Here is a 16,863-nt window from a genome sequence, read left to right on the forward strand (position 1 = left end):
GTCACTTTCACGTGGCGAAGAGGGGTCACTTTGCTTTGGCGAACGTGGTCACTTTCAACTGGCGAAGGGGGCCTTTTTGATCTGGCCGGATAGGGTCATTTTCATGTGTTTTATCCAATTAGCGGCTTTCGCTGTTTTCTTTATGGCAGCCCTTTTCGCTGCTGATCGCGAATTGGCCATACAATACCACCGGATCGACCTGAAAGATCCTTTTAAGAGTTTTGGATTGGTACCGGTCCGGCCTTACAAAGTTTTGAATATTAGCGGGGGCAACTCCTATACAGTGAGGATCGTACGGGGAACTGCATATACCATCCGGTTGATGAATTCCAGGAAACAATTTTTCAGGATGGAACAGCACCAGGATACGCTGGCCATTAATTTTACAGTTTCCAACCAGCACTACCAGTTGCCGGAACAATGCACCACCGGACTGATCCTGACAGTTCCCGCACTGGCAATGATCAATACCTCCGGCATTAATTGTGAACTGAGTGGATTGGAACAGGATTCACTTTTCATCGCGCAGGAGCGTGAGGCTATCCTGAGAATGAAAGATCTGAAGCTTGGCAGCCTGGTCATCAACGGCAGACATTCATCCACCGTAACTTTCAGGGATAGCAACCTGACAGACACTTTGCGCCTCACACTGGACGAAGGCAGTTCTGTGGATCTGGGACCGCTCAAAACCCGGAGCATCTTAACCAAACTAAAAGGAAATGCCCGGCTGGTCATCACCGCTGCCAATTTAAATAACTTCGTTAAATGACAAGATGGCCATCCCCCGAACTTTGTACCTGATTCAGAGCTGTAATCGTTGAAACAGTTCTTCCCGGTTGCTTGCCCCAATGGGGACCTCGGCATTTTCCAGTTCGATGACATTGCCTTTGATTGCCCGGATCGCTTTTAGATTGACGATATATGACCGGTGCACGCGGAGAAACTGCTTGAGCGGAAGCAGATCTTCGAATAACTTCAGGTGCATGCCTGCGAGCAGTCTTGTTTCCTTTAAATAAACCGAACTGAAATCTCTTTCCGCCTGTATATATAAAATTTGGTCATGCTCCACACGTACCAGCCTGTTATCCTGGCGGATGAACAGGTAACCCGGCTGATGTTCTGTTTCTGGTACCTGAATCTGTTTGATAGCCATTCTTTCGCTTACTTTTTGCACGGCCTGGTAAAAACGTTCAAAAGTGATCGGCTTTAAGAGGTAATCAACAGAATTGAGCTCAAATCCTTCCACCGCATAGCTGGAATAAGCTGTAGTAAAAACCACCAGCGGTGGCTTACGCAGCGAGCGCATGAATTCTGTACCGGTAATGACCGGCATCTGGATATCCAGGAAAATAAGGTCGACCTGCTGCCCGTAAAGCCCTTCATAGGCTTCGGTGGCGTTGCGGCAGCTTTTAACGAGTTCCAATTCGGGAACGCGCTGGATATAAGTTTGCAGGATATCCCGTGCGATCGGCTCATCATCAACGATCATGCAATTGATCTTTTTCATAGGCTTAGGCATAAATTCACCGAATAATTATTTCCGTTGGTACTTACCTCGTATCGATAGCGACCGGGATAATATAATCCGAGCCGCTTCCGCATATTGACCAGGCCGATACCGCCGGACAGGCTATCCGGTCTGGCGGGGTCGACGCTATTCTCTATTTTAAAATCAATCGAATCAGGAGTGACAGTTAATGTCATATCGATGAAAGCGCCCGGTTCGTCCGGCGTGAATTTAAACGCATTCTCAATCAGTGGAATAAGCAGTAAAGGGGCAATTCCAATGTCGGCCAAAATGGTTGGCGGGTTAAACGCCACCCTTGTGAAATTTAACCTTACCTTTTCCAGTTCAATATAATCGGCCATGAGCTTCACCTCTTTGCTGAGTGGCATCGTGTCCGCGTCGGATTCATACAGCATATAGCGCAACAATTCAGACAGGCGGGACACCAGACCCGCAGACCGTTCCGTATCGCCGGCGATGATCAGCCCGTAAATATTATTCATGGAATTAAATAAAAAATGCGGGTTTAGCTGCGCTCTGAGAAAGTTAAGCTCCAGCTCCAGCTTTTGTTTCGCCAGGGTTACGCTCCTCATATTGCTGCGGTAGGCGTTAAGAGCGGTCTTAATACTGATCGGAATAGTTAAGGTGAGCAGCAGAAAAAATGGGGTACCAAAAGTGACCAGGCGAACGAGAACGATATTGCTCAAATCGGATTTTATAAGCTGGAAGTAGCCGGGTTCCGTCTTAGCTAACCTTGCCATACAAGGTGCGCAACTGCTGATCAGAAATTTCTCGGCGATAGCATCAGAGATCGTATAAACCACCAAAAGTAACAAGATCAGCAATACACCCTTAACATATTTATGGCTGACGAGATATTTTGGCCAGAGGTAGTAAACGAGGGTATAATAAAACAGGACAATAACGCCGGTGCTACAGGTGTTGAGTAAAAGCATACTGCTTATAGGAAAACCGCCGTATACGTTAAAAGAGATATTTGTGAGATAAAAGCGCAACCCGAGCAGCAGCAGCCAGAACAGACCATGCTGCAACCAGCGCAAGGCTTTGCCGGGGTTAAGAAAAAAACCGGATTGAAACATTGGCATAGCTAAAGTTGCTTTTTTTAAGCGGTCTTATCAATATAAAACGACCAACGCGAAAAAAAAGCAGACAAACAGGATTCTTTTTCCAACCACAATACCTAAACTACATATTCTGGTGCCGTTGATCAAAGAGTTCCGCAAAAAGAGTTCAGAACGCTCCGTTACACTCATGACCAAGTTATCTTTCTGAATGAGATATTTGAAATTTGATATTCATCAACACAGCTTTTTAATCTTACAGGCACGGAACAGCACGGTCATGCATGCTGGAATGTCGACTATGCATTATAATCTGCGTATTTACTGTTTTTTTTCTATTGAAATAACCATTTTAATTACCCCTTTTTGCCAATTTGATTTACATCTATAGATAGTTGATTAATGCCAGTGGGGATCATTTTTAAATTGGCCAACAGGGAGCAGACTTAGTGGTTTATCCACATAATGATAGTTTTAAGATAATTGAACAGAGTATAAAATTTCAGCTCAAAGTAATAGTAGGGCTTATTTGTTTCCGGCTGTTGGGGGGCTGCCGCGTAAGATTTATCAGCCTCTCCTTTAACAGAACAGGATAAAGGCGCAGTAAAAACCGCTTCGCTCATTTGCTCCATTACATTCTGTTCATTCCCTCAGCCATTTTTACTGCTTTTGGCAAAAGCCTGCCTGCCGGATCCCCAATCATGGCCAGGTATCCCCGATCCGGCAGGCAGGCATTTACATTTTTCATAAAGACATCCTTACAGGAAGACCTTCATTTTTTCAAAAGAAGGAAAAAAAGGCAGCCAAGTTGTGCCTTTAGAGCGGCGATTGCTGAACAACAGCAAAAAGCTTCCGGCATAATGGCGCCTGTTATTTTTTTTGGCGCGCCACCCTGCGGGACTTATTCCTTTTCCTTTTTGCCTATGCCAGGCACCTTGTATTGCTTTCTTTTTTTCCTTTTTCTTTTGAAAAAAAGCTTTTAAGGGAAAGGGTTAAAAGAGAAAAGAATAAACAGATTTTTTAACACTTAATTTTTTAACCATGCAAAACGCAGAAAAAAATGCAAAGGAAGTACAAGTTGCTGCTGCCGGTGCCAAAGGAACAAATCCCGCAAAAACTGAAAACCGCCCAAATATTCCGGGCAAAGCCAAAAATGATGAACCCCTTAAAAATCAAAACCCCGGCACAGTGCCGGAAGCTGCGAAAGCCAATGGTACCGAAGTTAAGACCGTTCAGCCCGCTGCCGGCGATAACCAACCCCTTAACAATTCAGCCACAACCGAGAAACAGGAACTGAACGGCCCGGAGCCAAAAACAGAAGTGAAGTACATCAAGCCTGCGATGAACTTAGAACAGACCATCAAAACCGTCAATGACCTGCACCGCAGGAGCATTCAGCGATTGGCCCTGATCGCCCGCATCAAATTACTTGAAGATTTTGAGGTGAAACTGGTGGAAGAAAATGACGAACTGGAAAGCAACCCTTATCAGGGCTGCAAACTGATCATTAAAGATGACAAGGGCAGGGATTTTACCACCAATACACCCGGCCTTATCCGCATGGTGGCGCAATTCATTTTTGATGCCTGCCATGAGAAACTGGCGGAGATCGAAGCCAATATCGTGCTTCCAAATGCTTAAAGGCGGATGCTCCCGGCTGTTGCCGGGAGTATTTTTTACGGTTTACCAAAAACAGGAATTAAGATGTACGAGCAATTTATCGAACTGACCGACCAAATATTTTGGGACGGCTACGCTGCAAAACTGGCTGCGGAAGACCCGGCCAAATTCAGATTTGAATTCAACGAGTTCTTAAATACTTACGAAAATGATGACAGACAAAATGTTTTTACTGGTGAAAATTACGATTAGCACCGGGCACCGGGACATACACCATGCCATAGCGGAACTGCAGGCCAACACCCGACTGTCTATTAGCAGTGTGCTATTTATGCATTTGGTAGATGACCGCTTTTGATAAAATGTCGTTCGCCCGTTTTAAAGCTTTCTCAAACGTATCACCGGTATTGCCTTTCCCTATTTGAAATAACAAACGCGCTCTTTTTAACTCAGCCATTACCTGTTCACTATTCACCTCGGAAAGGATGAGTTTTGTTCCTTTCTTTTTTATTTCCTGGTGAACATCCCGCAATACCCTGATACCGGTTGCATCAATAACAGGTACGTTCCGCATCCGGATGATCAATACCCTAGCGGGCTTCTCCAGTACTTTCATCGCGTCTTTAAATTTATAGGCCGCGCCAAAAAACAGAGGACCGTTGATCTCAAATACATCAACCCCGGCTGGAATGACTTCCGGGTTAAGTTCCAGGTCAGTTAGCTGATCTGCTGAAAAGACAGCTTGCTGTACAGAACTTGTTTGCATCATTTTGCGCATAAACAGGAAGGCAGCCAGGATCATTCCGATTTCAATAGCTACGGTCAGGTCCACTAGTACAGTTAGCCCGAAGGTGGTCAGTAAAACGGCGGCATCACTTTTAGAGCCTTTAAATACAGCTATAAAATTTCCCAGCTCGCTCATATTCCAGGCGACCACGATCAATATCCCTGCGAGTGTCGCCATCGGGATCAGCGCAGCCCATTTGCCTACAAAAAGCATGATCAGGAGCAGGGTGACAGCGTGGATAATCCCAGCAATGGGTGTTCGCCCACCGTTTTTAACGTTAGTGGCTGTTCTTGCAATCGCACCGGTTGCGGGGATGCCTCCAAAAATAGAAGAACAGATATTCGCCAGTCCCTGAGCGATCAGTTCTGTATTAGACCGGTGGGTCCCGCCGGTCATGCCATCCGCGACAACCGCTGATAATAAAGACTCAATACTGCCCAGCAATGCGATGGTAAAAGCAGGCCTGATCAATTGCTGGATAGTCGCCACGCTGACACCCGGAATTACCGGGCGTGGTAAAGAAGAAGGGATAGCCCCGAAACGGCTGCCAATGGTTTCTACAGGCAGATGAAAGAACCAAACTAAAAATGTGCTGATAACAATAGCGATCAGTGAGCCCGGGATCTTATGGGTTACTTTGGGCCACAGCAAAACGACGAGTAAGGTAAAAACCCCGATGAACAAAGCATATAGATTTACAGAAGACAGATGCTGTCCATAATCCCGCCACTTACTGATAAAATCAGCTGGGACACTCCCCATTTTGAGCCCTAAAAAATCTTTGATCTCGGAGGAAAAAATGATGACAGCGATCCCGGTGGTAAAACCAATGACCAGGGGATAGGGAATGTATTTGATAGTATTGCCCAATTTGGCCACGCCCATAATGATCAATAGTATCCCGGCCATAAAAGTGGCGATAACTAAACCGCCGACACCAAACTGCTGGACGATTCCATAAACAATAACGATAAAAGCTCCCGTTGGTCCACCGATCTGTACCCGGCTACCTCCCAAAGCGGATATAACGAGCCCGGCAATTATAGCAGTAAAAATTCCTTTTTCAGGTGATACGCCCGAGGCTATCGCAAAAGCTATAGCTAAAGGTAAAGCCACGATACCTACAATTACACCGGCAACTACATCCTTGTAAAATTGCCCCAGGGTATAATTTTTAAGGGTATCTATCAACTTTGGTCTGAACAAATTTATCATACTGTTCGTTATTTAAACCATTTATATTTATTTCCGTCAACCGGCGTATCCGTGTCCAGTTCGGGATGATAATGCACCTTTGGTGACAGCCAGTAAAGCAATATCACACGGGAGTAACGGAAATTCAGCGGTGAAAGAATGAACAAACCGCCCAGGATGGTGGCAAGATATAGCCAGGGTGAGTCGTTATTTCCGGTGATCAGAAAGGTAGCTACCCATAAAAATCCTCCCTCTGCAACATTCATAGCATAGCTCACATACATCGCCGCGTAGAAATAACCCGGTTCAATTTCAAAAACCATCTGGCAATGCGGGCAATTCAGGTTGATCCTGTTGGAGCCCAGGCTGTACGTTGCCCCCTCAAACATATTTCCCCGACGACAGCGCGGGCATTTGGCGTGCAGCATAGCCCGTGATTTTGATGTTTTTACCATGATTTATTTTATCAATGCGGTGCTTCTTTTATAACACTTTGAATTACTATGCTGGTCCGGGAGCTCATTCTTTAATCCACATTTTCAGAAATCTGCTATAGGAATTACTGACCAACTGATAACTTGGCGGAACCTGGCTATCAGCGCCATGAAATGTTACCAGCCTCGTTTCCGCAGGCTTTTTGTCCAGCATTTCGTAAACAAACCGGCTATAGCGGTCATAAAGTTCAAATGAGGTTTTTACCGCATAATCGATCCGGCTATCGGGTTCGATATTTTCGTAAAAAGGGTTATAAAAATAAAAGTGATCGTAATCATCAAAATCCAGTTCGGTCAGGTTACCGTGAATGAAATTTACATTGGGTAAATCAATTTCCTCCCTGGCTATTTCTGCGAAAGTGAATAGTTCGCTCCGCTGTTCAATGCCGTAAAAGGTCGTTTCCGGATGGAAAAAACCGGCTACCAGACAGAACTTTCCGACACCGCTCCCGATGTCCAATACTTTAACGTTTGGAATGGCCAGAAATTCACTCGCTTTTTTTGCGATATCAACGGAGGTCCAGTGCATAGCTGATAACGCCTGGATATGGTCGGGATACAGATCGTCAAAAACATGGTCTTTACGGAAAAGTGATGGACTTAACGTATCATGGAGCATATTGCTGTCTTTTCTATCGGTTTCAAAACTCCTGAAGGGTGCAGTTAAAAATCTGAATACATTCATTTGGGCTATTCTTTGATCCACATTTTTAGCAAAGTATCATAGGAAACATCTGCCAGCCTGTAGTCCTGAGGAATCTCCTGTTCTAAACTATGAAAAGTGACCAGGCGTGTTCCCGATGGTTTTGCGCTCAGCGCCATATAAAGGTATTGGGTATAATAGTTGTATAAGCTCTCTGATAATTCGATCGTATCATCAATTTTATTCATTTGATCAATATTCTCATAGAATGAATTATAAAAATAGAAGTGATCAAACTCTTTAAAATTAATCTGGGTGACATTCCCGTAAATGAAATTCACATTGGGCAGATCCGTATATCTTTTGATGTTCTCTGCCAAATGATGTAATTCATGTCTTTGTTCCACACCGTAAAAAAAAGTTTCCCGGAAATGATAACCCGCGGTCAAGCAGAATTTACCGGCGCCACTACCAATATCAAGTACCCTGGTGTCGGGTAAAGACAGGAATTCAGCAGCTTTTTTGGCAATAGACAAAGGAGTGAAATGTTTGAGCGATAGTAATTGAAAATGATGTGGATATATCCAATCAAATTCTGCGTCATCGCTGAATAAGAGTTTATTGACCAAGTTGTTTTTCGGTGATCGGATTATTTCTGGTTTGACCTGATCCCGGGAACCGAGTGGCAGAGGCGAAAACTGATCATCTTTCATCGTATACAAAATTAAACCTGTAGCAGCGGCAACGCTATGGTAAGACATCAGCGTGCTGGCTGATATTTATCAGTTTTTGCCGATAAATAGGAGCGTTATATCTTCCCGCTGAATGATACGTTTGGCGCATACAGCGTGCGGCAGCTTATCAAATAGGCTTTAATAAATTCGTATCTTTGTAACATGAGCCTATCTGGAATTTTTCCGATTGACAAATGGGAATTCACAACACAGTCTGTTTTGAATACCCTCTCAGAAGAAGATTACAACTTTTTGATCTCCCGGCAGGGAGCGCAGAAATATCAAAAAGGGGAAATTATTTTCAAGGAAGGTGTTGTGCCTTCCGGTATTTATTTTATCCACCAGGGGAAAATAAAAAAATATAAAGTTGACAGGAGTGGCAGGGAGCAGATCATCTACGTAGCCAACAAAGGCGAGCTGATCGGGTACCATGCGGTCTTAGCGGAAGAACGTTGTCCTGATTCTGCCGCCACATTGGAAGATAGCCTGGTTAGTTTTATTCCTAAAGAAGATTTTTTAACTATTCTGGATAAATCGCCGCTTTTTGCCCGGCGCTTATTGAAAACATTGAGCCATGAGTTTAGTGTGCTGGCCAATGGTATTTCCGTGATTTCGCAAAGAACCGCGACGGAACGGCTTGCCATCGCACTGATCGTGTTGAGGGAAAAGTTTAAGGATAAAGGATCCGGTGAACAAGAGATTATTTTGAATATCTCCAGGATGGATCTGGCCAGCTTGGCCGGGATCGCCCAGGAAAATGTGATTCGCCTGTTAAAGGAATTTAAGGAAGAAGACATTTTGGAAACGGATGGCCGAAAAATATGGATCAAAGATATTAAGCGCCTAGTTAAAAAATCAAACTACGGGTGAAGGCCGATTTCTTAATTCGCTTTCATGAAAGCGATAATTGCTAAATGATGGCCTCAGCCATGGGGCAATATGATTATCAACAAACAGGCTGGTAATCAATATGGACTATCAATGATTGGTGATTAAGCTTTTACTTTTAGCATACTGGCATTAATAGCCACGACAACCGTGCTGACCGTCATTAAGACCGCACCTGCAGCCGGACTTAATATGATGCCCTGGTTAAACAGCACGCCGGCGGCCAATGGCAACGCGATAACATTGTAACCTGTTGCCCATGCCAGGTTTTGAACCATCTTTCTGTAAGTTGCTTTACCGAATAAGATCAGGCTGACAATATCCTTTGGATTGCTGTTTACCAAAACTATTCCTGCGGTCGCTGCCGCTATATCACTCCCCGAACCTACAGCTATGCCAATATCTGCCTGGGCCAATGCAGGAGCATCATTAACGCCATCGCCGGTCATGGCTACAAACTCGCCTTTGCTTTGCAGTTCTTTGATTTTTTCCAGTTTCTGATGCGGCAATACCTCGGCAATAAAGCTGTCTATGCCTAACGTTTTGCTGACACTTGCCGCTACTTTACTGTTATCCCCGGTAAGCAATATGGATTTGATATTTTCATCTTTGAGGATTCTAATAGCTTCTGCCGACTCTGGCCTGACCTCATCTGATAGTGCGATGTACCCTGCCAATTCTTTATCAATCAGCACAAAAACCACTGTTTCCGTATCATTAGCCGTAAAGCCATCAGGAACAGTTAACTTGTTTTCCTTTAAATAACCGGGGCTGACAACCCCTATTTGTTTACCTTCTACAGTAGCTTCAACACCCTGGCCGGTAATCGCCTTAAAGTTTTCCGCCTTTGGAATGGTAATCTTCAAATCCTTAACTTTTTGCAGGATACCGGTGGCAATCGGGTGCTCTGATTTTTGTTCCAATGCAGAAGCGAGGCGAATGAGTTCATTTTCATCGAAGTCCTTATCTAAGGCGATTACTTTTGATACTTCAAACTTCCCAATGGTGAGTGTGCCGGTCTTATCAAATACAATCGTGGTAATTCTTCTTGCGTTCTCAAACGCGGTCCTGTTCTTGATGAGTAAACCATGTTTTGCAGATAAGGCGGTTGATTTGGCAACTACCAATGGTACGGCCAGCCCTAGGGCATGAGGGCAGCAGATTACAATAACGGTCACCATCCTTTCCATCGCAAAAGCTAAGGTTTGCCCTGTTAAATACCAATACAGAAAGGTAGCGATACCTGTAACCAAGGCGATCACAGTAAGCCATCGGGCAGCAGTATCTGCCAGCAACTGGGTTTGTGATTTCGATTTTTGCGCATCATCAACCAGCTTAACCACCTGCGAGAGATAGGAATCTTTGGTTGCATGGGATACCGTAACTTTGAAAGACCCATTACCATTGATAGATCCTGCGATCACTTTATCACCTTTGATCTTTTGTACGGGTTTAGACTCCCCGGTCAGCATGGATTCATTCAGGTAGCTTTCACCCTCCAGTATGATCCCGTCTGCCGCAACCTTTTCACCGGGTTTCACCAGGATAACATCATTCTGTTTTAGTGTATTGGTCTTTACGTCATGTACCATATCCTTCATAACCATGTGCGCATCTGATGGCATCAACTGTACAAGCAATTCCAGTTCATTTGATGCACCCATTACCGACTTCATTTCTATCCAATGGCCTAAGAGCATGATGAGGATCAGCGTGGCCAGTTCCCAAAAGAAATCCATCCCCTTTAAACCAAAAACAATGGCTACACTATAACTGTAAGCCACGGTGATGGCAAAGCCGATCAGAAACATCATGCCGGGGTTCTTCGATTTTACTTCATCTGCCAATCCCATCAAAAACGGCCAGCCGCCGTACACAAACACAAGGGAAGCTAATGCAAAAAGCACGTAAGGAGATCCTGTGAAGCTGAAATCTACATGCAGCCATTGCTGAATCTGCATAGACAACAGCATGATCGGGACAGTAAGCAATAACACTACATAAAACCGCTTTTTAAAATCAGCGATCATCATGGCATGGTGGTCATATTCAGACATGCCATGATGCGGATCATGACCGTGCTGCATTTTGCTATGGTCCATATGCTCCATTTTCATTTCATCTGCCTGGTGAGTGTGTTTCATTTTGGATTGGTAATTTCCCGTTAAGATTGGTTTACTATAAAAGTACGCATCTGTTTAACAACCAGCTCGTTATTTAGATTAATATAGCCGGATATTAATAAAAAGGCCGGGGATCTGTTAGAAAACCCAGCCGAGTGCCTTGATGGAACTAATTGTTAGGCCTTTGCCTTTTTTGCTTCGTCCTTTTTCTTTTGCTGTTCCAGGAAATAACAATGTGCAGCGCAGGCATGCAACTTATAATTCAGGTGCGCCGTACCAAAATTATGCCCTTTTGGGTCTAAAATGGCGCATTTTTCTTTATCCAGATCTTTCGTGTTAAGAATGTTCTCTCCATTGATATTGTAATAGGCCCCATTTTTCTTGGCCATACCCAATTTTTTACCATTCGCGTCGATCACATTACCGGCCCCGTCAATAAAATAAAGTTTTTGACCTTTGTTGTCACGGACGATATTGTCTTTATCAATATACCCCAGCGGTGTGCCGCCATGATTGTGTATACCACCTTTGGCATTAATGTAGACTTTAAATGTTGTGTCTTTAGGAGTTTGGGCATTAACTGTAACCGCCGTGATCATAGTTAATATAAATAAAAGGAAGTTAATTTTTTTCATGATTTTGATTTTTGCATGCTGTAAAACTCCTTTATTTTAATCGCTACAAAAATGACAGTCAACAACTTAATACATGATTAGAATCACCTTCTAAATTACGGCATTAGGGCCGTTATACTACTACGTCAAAGTCAGTCCTCCGAGTCACTGTCCTCTGTTCATTCAGCCCCAGGCCGGTGTCATCACTCCAGATACTATCACCGTACCAACTAATTAATAAAAATATTAAGGGACAAAAAAGCCCCACTCGCTGAAGGGGGGTAAATCATAATTTTTATAACAGATTATTATTTAGCAAATTATGTGGACAAATAAAATGTTATTCTTTAATTGGTATCCTCATTCAGCCAGTGAAATTGCCTTTCAGCAAGTTGGAAATGCCGGTCTGTGCGTTTTAGCTCAACATGTAAACTATCCTTACCTTTTAGTTCGTCAAGTATAATGGTGTTGCTATCAGGAATGGCATATTTAAATTCAAGAAAATATTCGGGTGTGTTGGCATACTTTTTAAACCCGAGCACGTGTTTTGCGCTATCAAGGCCATAGGAAAAATAGGCACGCGTCCCTGTCATCGCCGGATAATGGCCAGCCATGGTGAAAAAACAGTGGTTGTCCTGTTCCCCAGTCCTTATAATAATAAATTTCGGTTCCGTCTTTTACTGTGATTGTGCTCATTGTTTTTTAATTTAAAGGTGATGAATTTTGAATAGTTTGTTTATGTTGTTGATACAAATCTGTTGCTTTTTTCTGCGGCTCAACTTGACCTATATGAAGAAATAGATACGCCCATAAAAAAGATTTCTGAACGACTCTCCCTTTTGGTGGGTAGGAAAGTGTTTTTTGGCACGATAACGGTTGGAATGTTAACAGAACTTTATGTTTCACCTATTACAATTCTTGATCCGGGCCTTGTGTATACACCAAATACCAGGTTAGATACTTTTCATTAATATTGATTGACGACCTTTCAATTCATGACTATTATCACCTTTGAGAAACACTTTTAGTGTACCTTTATTGAAAACAATAAAGCTGAATGAACCTAAAGCCGATTACTAAACGACCTAAAAACAAATTAATCCGTTTTCTGAGGGTTTTAGGACCTGGTTTAACAACAGGTGCAGCTGATGATGATCCGTCAGGTATTGCTACCTATTCGCAAACGGGCGCACAATTTGGTTATGGACAATTATGGACCGCCTTGTATATGCTGCCGTTTATGATCGCAGTTCAGGAAGCCTGTGCACGTATAGGGATGGTAACAGGCAGGGGCATTGCCTCAGTAGTTAAGCTACATTATAATAAAACGGTATTGTACGGAGTTGTGACTTTGGTGCTTGTTGCCAACGTGATCAATATCGGCGCCGATATCGGTGCTATGGCATCGGCAGCACAGCTGCTAGTGCCGATCCCTTTTGTGATACTGACCTTATTTTTTACGATTATTATCCTTTTATTAGAGATATTTACCAATTACCATACGTATTCCAGGATATTAAAATGGCTCGCACTGGCCTTATTGGCCTATCCTATAACCCTGTTCATTGTACACCAGCCCTGGGCTACGGTGATGAAGGCAACATTTATTCCTCATTTTGAATTTACATTTAGTTTTCTCTTCATCATTACGGGTGTTTTGGGGACGACCATATCACCTTATATGTTCTTTTGGGAAGCGTCGCAGGAAGTGGAGGAGGAAAAGGAGCACAACAAGCTGATCGATGGAAAGCCGGTGATCAGCAAGGCTGCCATCAGGAATATGCGCATTGATAACAGTTCAGGGATGTTGTTTTCTGAATTCGCCACCTGGAGCATTATTGTTGTTGGTGCAACCGTCCTGCATCAAAGTGGTATCACTGATGTAAAAACAGCCGCTGATGCCGCGAAGGCGCTTGAGCCACTGGTGCATAGCTTTCCCCATGCCGGATTCCTGGCTAAACTGATTTTCTCTGTCGGCATCATTGGTTTGGGCTTGCTGGCGGTGCCTGTTTTGTCGGGCTCAGCAGCTTATGCTGTTTGTGAGGCTTTTGCCTGGGATTCAGGTTTGAATCTTAAATGGAATCGTGCCAAAGCTTTTTATCTGGTCATTTGTGTAGCTACGCTCATCGGCCTGCTGATCAATTTTATTGGGATCGACCCGGTGAAGGCATTGGTTTATGCCGCGGTATTAAATGGGGTTGCCGCTGTCCCCTTGTTATTTCTAATAGTCAGGATATCCGGCAATAAAAGTATCATGGGTGACTATAAAAACGGCCGGTTATCCAACACACTGCTTTGGCTTACTTTTTTGGCCATGGGGGCGGCAGCTATCGCGATGTTTTATACGATATTTAAATAGCCCTGTAATCTGTGTATCAAAATTGCTTTCTCGGACGTTTCTTTTTCAGAGGAGTACCCGGCCTTTCCTCTTTGATGTAACGCGGGATCCAGCAGATGCTGATTTATTGTTTTCGCTGTCTGGATTCACTTTTTCAAGGGTTTGACCAGGATCAGCAAAAAGAATGATGGCTGTCATGGCAGCGGAATGCCATAAGCTGTTCTTTTGGGCAATAAATATTAATAAACTTTTAAATTTTTATTGTGATGAAAACAGATCTTCAAATTCAACAAGATGTAATGGATGAAATTACCTGGCTCCCTTTTTTACATGCCGCTGAAATCGGCGTGGCCGTAAAAAATGGTGTTGTGACACTGTCAGGGCAAGTGGATACCTACAGTAAAAAAATCGCCGCGGAAAATGCGGCAAAAAAAATCAGTGGTGTAAAAGCTGTCGCCGAAGATATCCAGGTGGGTGTATCGCCTGTCTATCGTAAAACAGATGCGGAAATCGCGGAAGCGGTATTAAACGCCCTGAAATGGAATACAGCGGTACAGGAAGAGAAGGTAAAGATCAAAGTTGAAAATGGTATTGTTACCCTGCAGGGAGAGGTAGAATGGGCCTTTCAGCGCAACAATGCCAAAACGGCCATTCAGAACCTGACCGGGGTACGTTCCATTGTTAACCTGATTGAAATTAAGCCAAAAGTTTCCGCGTTTGAATTGGAACAAAAGATCGGCGCCGCTTTTCGCCGCAATGCGAATATCGATGCCGGAAGGATTAACGTAACAGTCGATGGCAGCAAGGTAATACTCACCGGCCGGGTAAGTACACTGACTGAAAAAGATGAAGCTGAAAATGCCGTATGGGCCGCTCCGGGGGTTTACAGTGTGGAAAGCAAGCTAACAGTGGAGGAGCCTGAAGGCATCTTAATGTAAGTGATTGGAAGTGTCGGTTTTTTCAGGGACTGTCTCCAAAAGATAGTCCCCGTTTTCGTTTAATAGATTTGAATCCTGTCTATGTACACTCTTTAATATGTTAAACCCAGGCTTTCAATAATTCCTTTTGTTTCAAAACGGCATCATAGCCGGCTTTAAAAAGCTGATCAGCATGCTTCATTTCGAACATTTGATGGCCCTGTAGTTCAGGTTCCAGAAAAATGTCACATTGGAGGGCATGAGCTGCCACTGTATTGGCCACGGCCAGGTGAAAGCTTTTTTCCAGCACCTGGAATCTTCCCAATTGTTCCGGATGATCATGGTAAAGTTTATTTACATGACTGCCAAGTAGCTTACGGCATTTGTTTCTGATACAATCCACAGGCAGATTGTCCCGGACCCCACCATCAACCAGGTAATGCCGGCCAAATTTAACCGGCGTGAACAAACCCGGTATAGATGACGAGCCGATAAGAACCGGATGCAATTGTCCTTCAGAAAAGGTAACCGATTCACCGCTCCCGATATCTGTCGGCGTTACATATAAAGGGATTCGTAAATGACCAAAGCTATCGTGCGGAATAGTTTCCTTTAATAATTTACCCAGACCGACAGGGGAGAAAAGCCCGGAGGGAGATAAGATCATCCTGACCAGGCTGGCGGAGGTATGCGCTTTAACCAATGCTGAAATATACTCTGGAGAATGCCCTGCCGCATATAAGTGGAAATACCAGTTAAGCTAACTTCATTCGTATCGGTGAGCCCTTATTACCGGTATAATAACCAGCAGGGCACACGCTATTTTGCTCCTTATGGACAACATAAGCCTATGGATACCTATTACACCAGTGATTATGATCTTTCTACCTTACACAGCAATTTTGTTGGGGCCAATATCAGGTTATCCCCTCCAACCGGGGTATTTGGCTGGCAACATTTCAATTCATTGGAGATCAGGGCTGGGCATTATATGCGTTCTACCGGCCTGAATTCAAATATTGTAACCCTGGCCATGAAGTTCAAATAGTATATTCGTTAATAAAACAATAACAAATGCATCACGAACACCACGTAACCAGTTCAGAAACCATCAGGGATATCGTGATCGGTATGTCTGATGGGTTAACAGTTCCGTTTGCTTTAGCGGCAGGTTTAAGTGGCGCTATAAGTTCTTCGGGCATTGTGGTCACAGCAGGCATCGCGGAGATCGTTGCGGGTTCTATAGCCATGGGCTTGGGTGGTTATCTTGCCGGACGGACAGAGGTGGATCATTATCAGTCTGAATTGAAGCGGGAATACGAAGAAGTAGAGCGCCTGCCCGAACAGGAAAAGGCGGAAGTGAGGGAGGTATTTGCAGGCTTTGGTCTTTCAGAAACTTTGCGGCACCAAATTGCCGATGAAATGGCCAAAGACAAAAAACAATGGGTGGAGTTTATGATGCGTTATGAATTGGGTCTGGAAGAACCCAACGCTAATCGGGCGACAAAAAGTGCGATTACTATTGGTGTTTCCTATATAGTCGGGGGTATTATACCCTTGTCGCCATATATTCTTATCAGTCAGGCGCAAGAGGCACTGCTCTATTCCTGTGGACTTACATTGATCTGTCTATTTATTTTCGGTTACTTTAAAAGTAAAATGACAGGACAGCCGGCATTAAGCGGTGCATTTAAGGTAGTGGTAATTGGTGCACTTGCCGCAGGGGCCGCGTTCCTGATGGCTAAGTTGATCACCGGAAAATAATCATTGATAGTCACCCCCGCCGTTGATCATATCAGAAACAATACCCTTATTACTCTTATGCTCGGCTAAAAAAACACCGACAAGATGAACAAAGATAAAGGCAAGTATCAGGTACATACAAAAGCCATGGACTTCTTTAACGCTGTGCCTGATAGATT

The 16,863-nt window shown here is 43.9% G+C and carries 18 protein-coding genes; 8 read left to right on the forward strand and 10 right to left on the reverse strand.

The window, feature by feature from the left end; all coding sequences use genetic code 11:
- On the forward strand, positions 1–769 hold a 769-nt coding region (locus tag ACTJKG_RS27540), incomplete at its 5' end, for a hypothetical protein (protein WP_440741007.1).
- A gap of 33 nt (positions 770–802) precedes the next feature.
- Here the strand turns inward: ACTJKG_RS27540 and ACTJKG_RS27545 are convergent.
- Together ACTJKG_RS27545 and ACTJKG_RS27550 are read right to left on the reverse strand one after the other, a co-directional pair.
- On the reverse strand, positions 803–1,507 hold the full coding sequence (locus ACTJKG_RS27545) for a LytR/AlgR family response regulator transcription factor (RefSeq protein WP_172333882.1): 705 nt from the start codon (positions 1,505–1,507) through the stop codon (positions 803–805).
- Positions 1,504–2,613, reverse strand: coding sequence for a sensor histidine kinase (locus tag ACTJKG_RS27550; protein ID WP_440741008.1), 1,110 nt, complete (start codon positions 2,611–2,613; stop codon positions 1,504–1,506). The genes ACTJKG_RS27545 and ACTJKG_RS27550 overlap by 4 nt, the downstream gene beginning before the upstream one ends.
- Before the next feature lie 1,017 nt (positions 2,614–3,630).
- On the opposite strand from ACTJKG_RS27550, the gene ACTJKG_RS27555 reads away from it, so the two are divergent.
- Together ACTJKG_RS27555 and ACTJKG_RS27560 are read left to right on the forward strand one after the other, a co-directional pair.
- Complete coding sequence (locus ACTJKG_RS27555) at positions 3,631–4,230, forward strand: hypothetical protein (RefSeq protein WP_440741009.1); 600 nt, start codon at positions 3,631–3,633, stop codon at positions 4,228–4,230.
- Positions 4,231–4,293: 63 nt separating this feature from the next.
- Positions 4,294–4,461: a hypothetical protein gene (locus ACTJKG_RS27560; protein ID WP_172333851.1), complete on the forward strand. Its 168-nt coding sequence runs from the start codon at positions 4,294–4,296 to the stop codon at positions 4,459–4,461.
- A gap of 73 nt (positions 4,462–4,534) precedes the next feature.
- On the opposite strand, the gene ACTJKG_RS27565 is transcribed toward ACTJKG_RS27560, so the two are convergent.
- The 4 genes from ACTJKG_RS27565 to ACTJKG_RS27580 form a co-directional block, all read right to left on the reverse strand.
- Positions 4,535–6,211 carry a SulP family inorganic anion transporter gene (locus tag ACTJKG_RS27565; protein WP_440741010.1) on the reverse strand — a complete coding sequence of 559 codons (1,677 nt, stop codon included), beginning with the start codon at positions 6,209–6,211 and terminating at the stop codon, positions 4,535–4,537.
- A gap of 8 nt (positions 6,212–6,219) precedes the next feature.
- Complete coding sequence (locus ACTJKG_RS27570; RefSeq protein WP_440741011.1) at positions 6,220–6,645, reverse strand: DUF983 domain-containing protein; 426 nt, start codon at positions 6,643–6,645, stop codon at positions 6,220–6,222.
- 64 nt (positions 6,646–6,709) lie between these two features.
- A complete protein-coding gene (locus ACTJKG_RS27575) occupies positions 6,710–7,369 on the reverse strand; it encodes a class I SAM-dependent methyltransferase (protein ID WP_440741012.1) in 660 nt (219 codons plus the stop codon).
- A gap of 5 nt (positions 7,370–7,374) precedes the next feature.
- On the reverse strand, positions 7,375–8,040 hold the full coding sequence (locus ACTJKG_RS27580; protein ID WP_440741013.1) for a hypothetical protein: 666 nt from the start codon (positions 8,038–8,040) through the stop codon (positions 7,375–7,377).
- Between the two features lie 183 nt (positions 8,041–8,223).
- Here ACTJKG_RS27580 and ACTJKG_RS27585 point away from each other — a divergent pair, with 183 nt between their 5' ends.
- Positions 8,224–8,931: a Crp/Fnr family transcriptional regulator gene (locus tag ACTJKG_RS27585; RefSeq protein WP_172333846.1), complete on the forward strand. Its 708-nt coding sequence runs from the start codon at positions 8,224–8,226 to the stop codon at positions 8,929–8,931.
- A gap of 122 nt (positions 8,932–9,053) precedes the next feature.
- Here ACTJKG_RS27585 and ACTJKG_RS27590 read toward each other — a convergent pair whose 3' ends face one another.
- The 3 genes from ACTJKG_RS27590 to ACTJKG_RS27600 all read right to left on the reverse strand — a co-directional run bounded on the left by ACTJKG_RS27590 (position 9,054) and on the right by ACTJKG_RS27600 (position 12,300).
- The gene (locus tag ACTJKG_RS27590; RefSeq protein WP_440741014.1) at positions 9,054–11,093 is read right to left on the reverse strand and encodes a copper-translocating P-type ATPase; all 2,040 of its coding nucleotides are present in this window, start codon (positions 11,091–11,093) and stop codon (positions 9,054–9,056) included.
- Positions 11,094–11,248: 155 nt separating this feature from the next.
- Complete coding sequence (locus ACTJKG_RS27595; RefSeq protein WP_440741015.1) at positions 11,249–11,707, reverse strand: 5-fold beta-flower protein; 459 nt, start codon at positions 11,705–11,707, stop codon at positions 11,249–11,251.
- Positions 11,708–12,033: 326 nt separating this feature from the next.
- Positions 12,034–12,300, reverse strand: a complete 267-nt coding sequence (locus ACTJKG_RS27600; RefSeq protein ID WP_172333843.1) for a hypothetical protein — start codon at positions 12,298–12,300, stop codon at positions 12,034–12,036.
- 443 nt (positions 12,301–12,743) lie between these two features.
- Between ACTJKG_RS27600 and ACTJKG_RS27605 the strand changes: the two genes are divergently transcribed.
- On the forward strand, positions 12,744–14,045 hold the full coding sequence (locus ACTJKG_RS27605; RefSeq protein WP_440741016.1) for an NRAMP family divalent metal transporter: 1,302 nt from the start codon (positions 12,744–12,746) through the stop codon (positions 14,043–14,045).
- Between the two features lie 245 nt (positions 14,046–14,290).
- Positions 14,291–14,962: a BON domain-containing protein gene (locus ACTJKG_RS27610; protein ID WP_172333841.1), complete on the forward strand. Its 672-nt coding sequence runs from the start codon at positions 14,291–14,293 to the stop codon at positions 14,960–14,962.
- 100 nt (positions 14,963–15,062) lie between these two features.
- Here the strand turns inward: ACTJKG_RS27610 and ACTJKG_RS27615 are convergent, their stop codons facing one another.
- Positions 15,063–15,608: a patatin-like phospholipase family protein gene (locus tag ACTJKG_RS27615; protein WP_440741017.1), complete on the reverse strand. Its 546-nt coding sequence runs from the start codon at positions 15,606–15,608 to the stop codon at positions 15,063–15,065.
- Positions 15,609–15,683: 75 nt separating this feature from the next.
- Here ACTJKG_RS27615 and ACTJKG_RS27620 point away from each other — a divergent pair, with 75 nt between their 5' ends.
- Complete coding sequence (locus ACTJKG_RS27620) at positions 15,684–15,989, forward strand: hypothetical protein (RefSeq protein WP_216650486.1); 306 nt, start codon at positions 15,684–15,686, stop codon at positions 15,987–15,989.
- A gap of 26 nt (positions 15,990–16,015) precedes the next feature.
- Complete coding sequence (locus tag ACTJKG_RS27625; RefSeq protein ID WP_172333839.1) at positions 16,016–16,705, forward strand: VIT1/CCC1 transporter family protein; 690 nt, start codon at positions 16,016–16,018, stop codon at positions 16,703–16,705.
- Positions 16,706–16,863: the final 158 nt, after the last annotated feature.

Source organism: Mucilaginibacter sp. 22184 (assembly GCF_052045695.1).
Classification (GTDB): Bacteria; Bacteroidota; Bacteroidia; order Sphingobacteriales; family Sphingobacteriaceae; genus Mucilaginibacter.

What these genes read in the sequence shown, in the direction of transcription:
- ACTJKG_RS27610 (WP_172333841.1), top strand. Translation starts at nt 14,291, where the DNA reads ATGAAAACAGATCTTCAAATTCAACAAGATGTAATGGATGAAATTACC.
- ACTJKG_RS27615 (WP_440741017.1), bottom strand. Translation starts at nt 15,608, where the DNA reads ATGATCTTATCTCCCTCCGGGCTTTTCTCCCCTGTCGGTCTGGGTAAA.
- ACTJKG_RS27555 (WP_440741009.1), top strand. Translation starts at nt 3,631, where the DNA reads ATGCAAAACGCAGAAAAAAATGCAAAGGAAGTACAAGTTGCTGCTGCC.
- ACTJKG_RS27605 (WP_440741016.1), top strand. Translation starts at nt 12,744, where the DNA reads ATGAACCTAAAGCCGATTACTAAACGACCTAAAAACAAATTAATCCGT.
- ACTJKG_RS27575 (WP_440741012.1), bottom strand. Translation starts at nt 7,369, where the DNA reads ATGAATGTATTCAGATTTTTAACTGCACCCTTCAGGAGTTTTGAAACC.
- ACTJKG_RS27580 (WP_440741013.1), bottom strand. Translation starts at nt 8,040, where the DNA reads ATGAAAGATGATCAGTTTTCGCCTCTGCCACTCGGTTCCCGGGATCAG.
- ACTJKG_RS27565 (WP_440741010.1), bottom strand. Translation starts at nt 6,211, where the DNA reads ATGATAAATTTGTTCAGACCAAAGTTGATAGATACCCTTAAAAATTAT.
- ACTJKG_RS27625 (WP_172333839.1), top strand. Translation starts at nt 16,016, where the DNA reads ATGCATCACGAACACCACGTAACCAGTTCAGAAACCATCAGGGATATC.
- ACTJKG_RS27585 (WP_172333846.1), top strand. Translation starts at nt 8,224, where the DNA reads ATGAGCCTATCTGGAATTTTTCCGATTGACAAATGGGAATTCACAACA.
- ACTJKG_RS27550 (WP_440741008.1), bottom strand. Translation starts at nt 2,613, where the DNA reads ATGCCAATGTTTCAATCCGGTTTTTTTCTTAACCCCGGCAAAGCCTTG.
- ACTJKG_RS27545 (WP_172333882.1), bottom strand. Translation starts at nt 1,507, where the DNA reads ATGAAAAAGATCAATTGCATGATCGTTGATGATGAGCCGATCGCACGG.
- ACTJKG_RS27595 (WP_440741015.1), bottom strand. Translation starts at nt 11,707, where the DNA reads ATGAAAAAAATTAACTTCCTTTTATTTATATTAACTATGATCACGGCG.
- ACTJKG_RS27600 (WP_172333843.1), bottom strand. Translation starts at nt 12,300, where the DNA reads ATGGCTGGCCATTATCCGGCGATGACAGGGACGCGTGCCTATTTTTCC.
- ACTJKG_RS27570 (WP_440741011.1), bottom strand. Translation starts at nt 6,645, where the DNA reads ATGGTAAAAACATCAAAATCACGGGCTATGCTGCACGCCAAATGCCCG.
- ACTJKG_RS27590 (WP_440741014.1), bottom strand. Translation starts at nt 11,093, where the DNA reads ATGAAACACACTCACCAGGCAGATGAAATGAAAATGGAGCATATGGAC.
- ACTJKG_RS27560 (WP_172333851.1), top strand. Translation starts at nt 4,294, where the DNA reads ATGTACGAGCAATTTATCGAACTGACCGACCAAATATTTTGGGACGGC.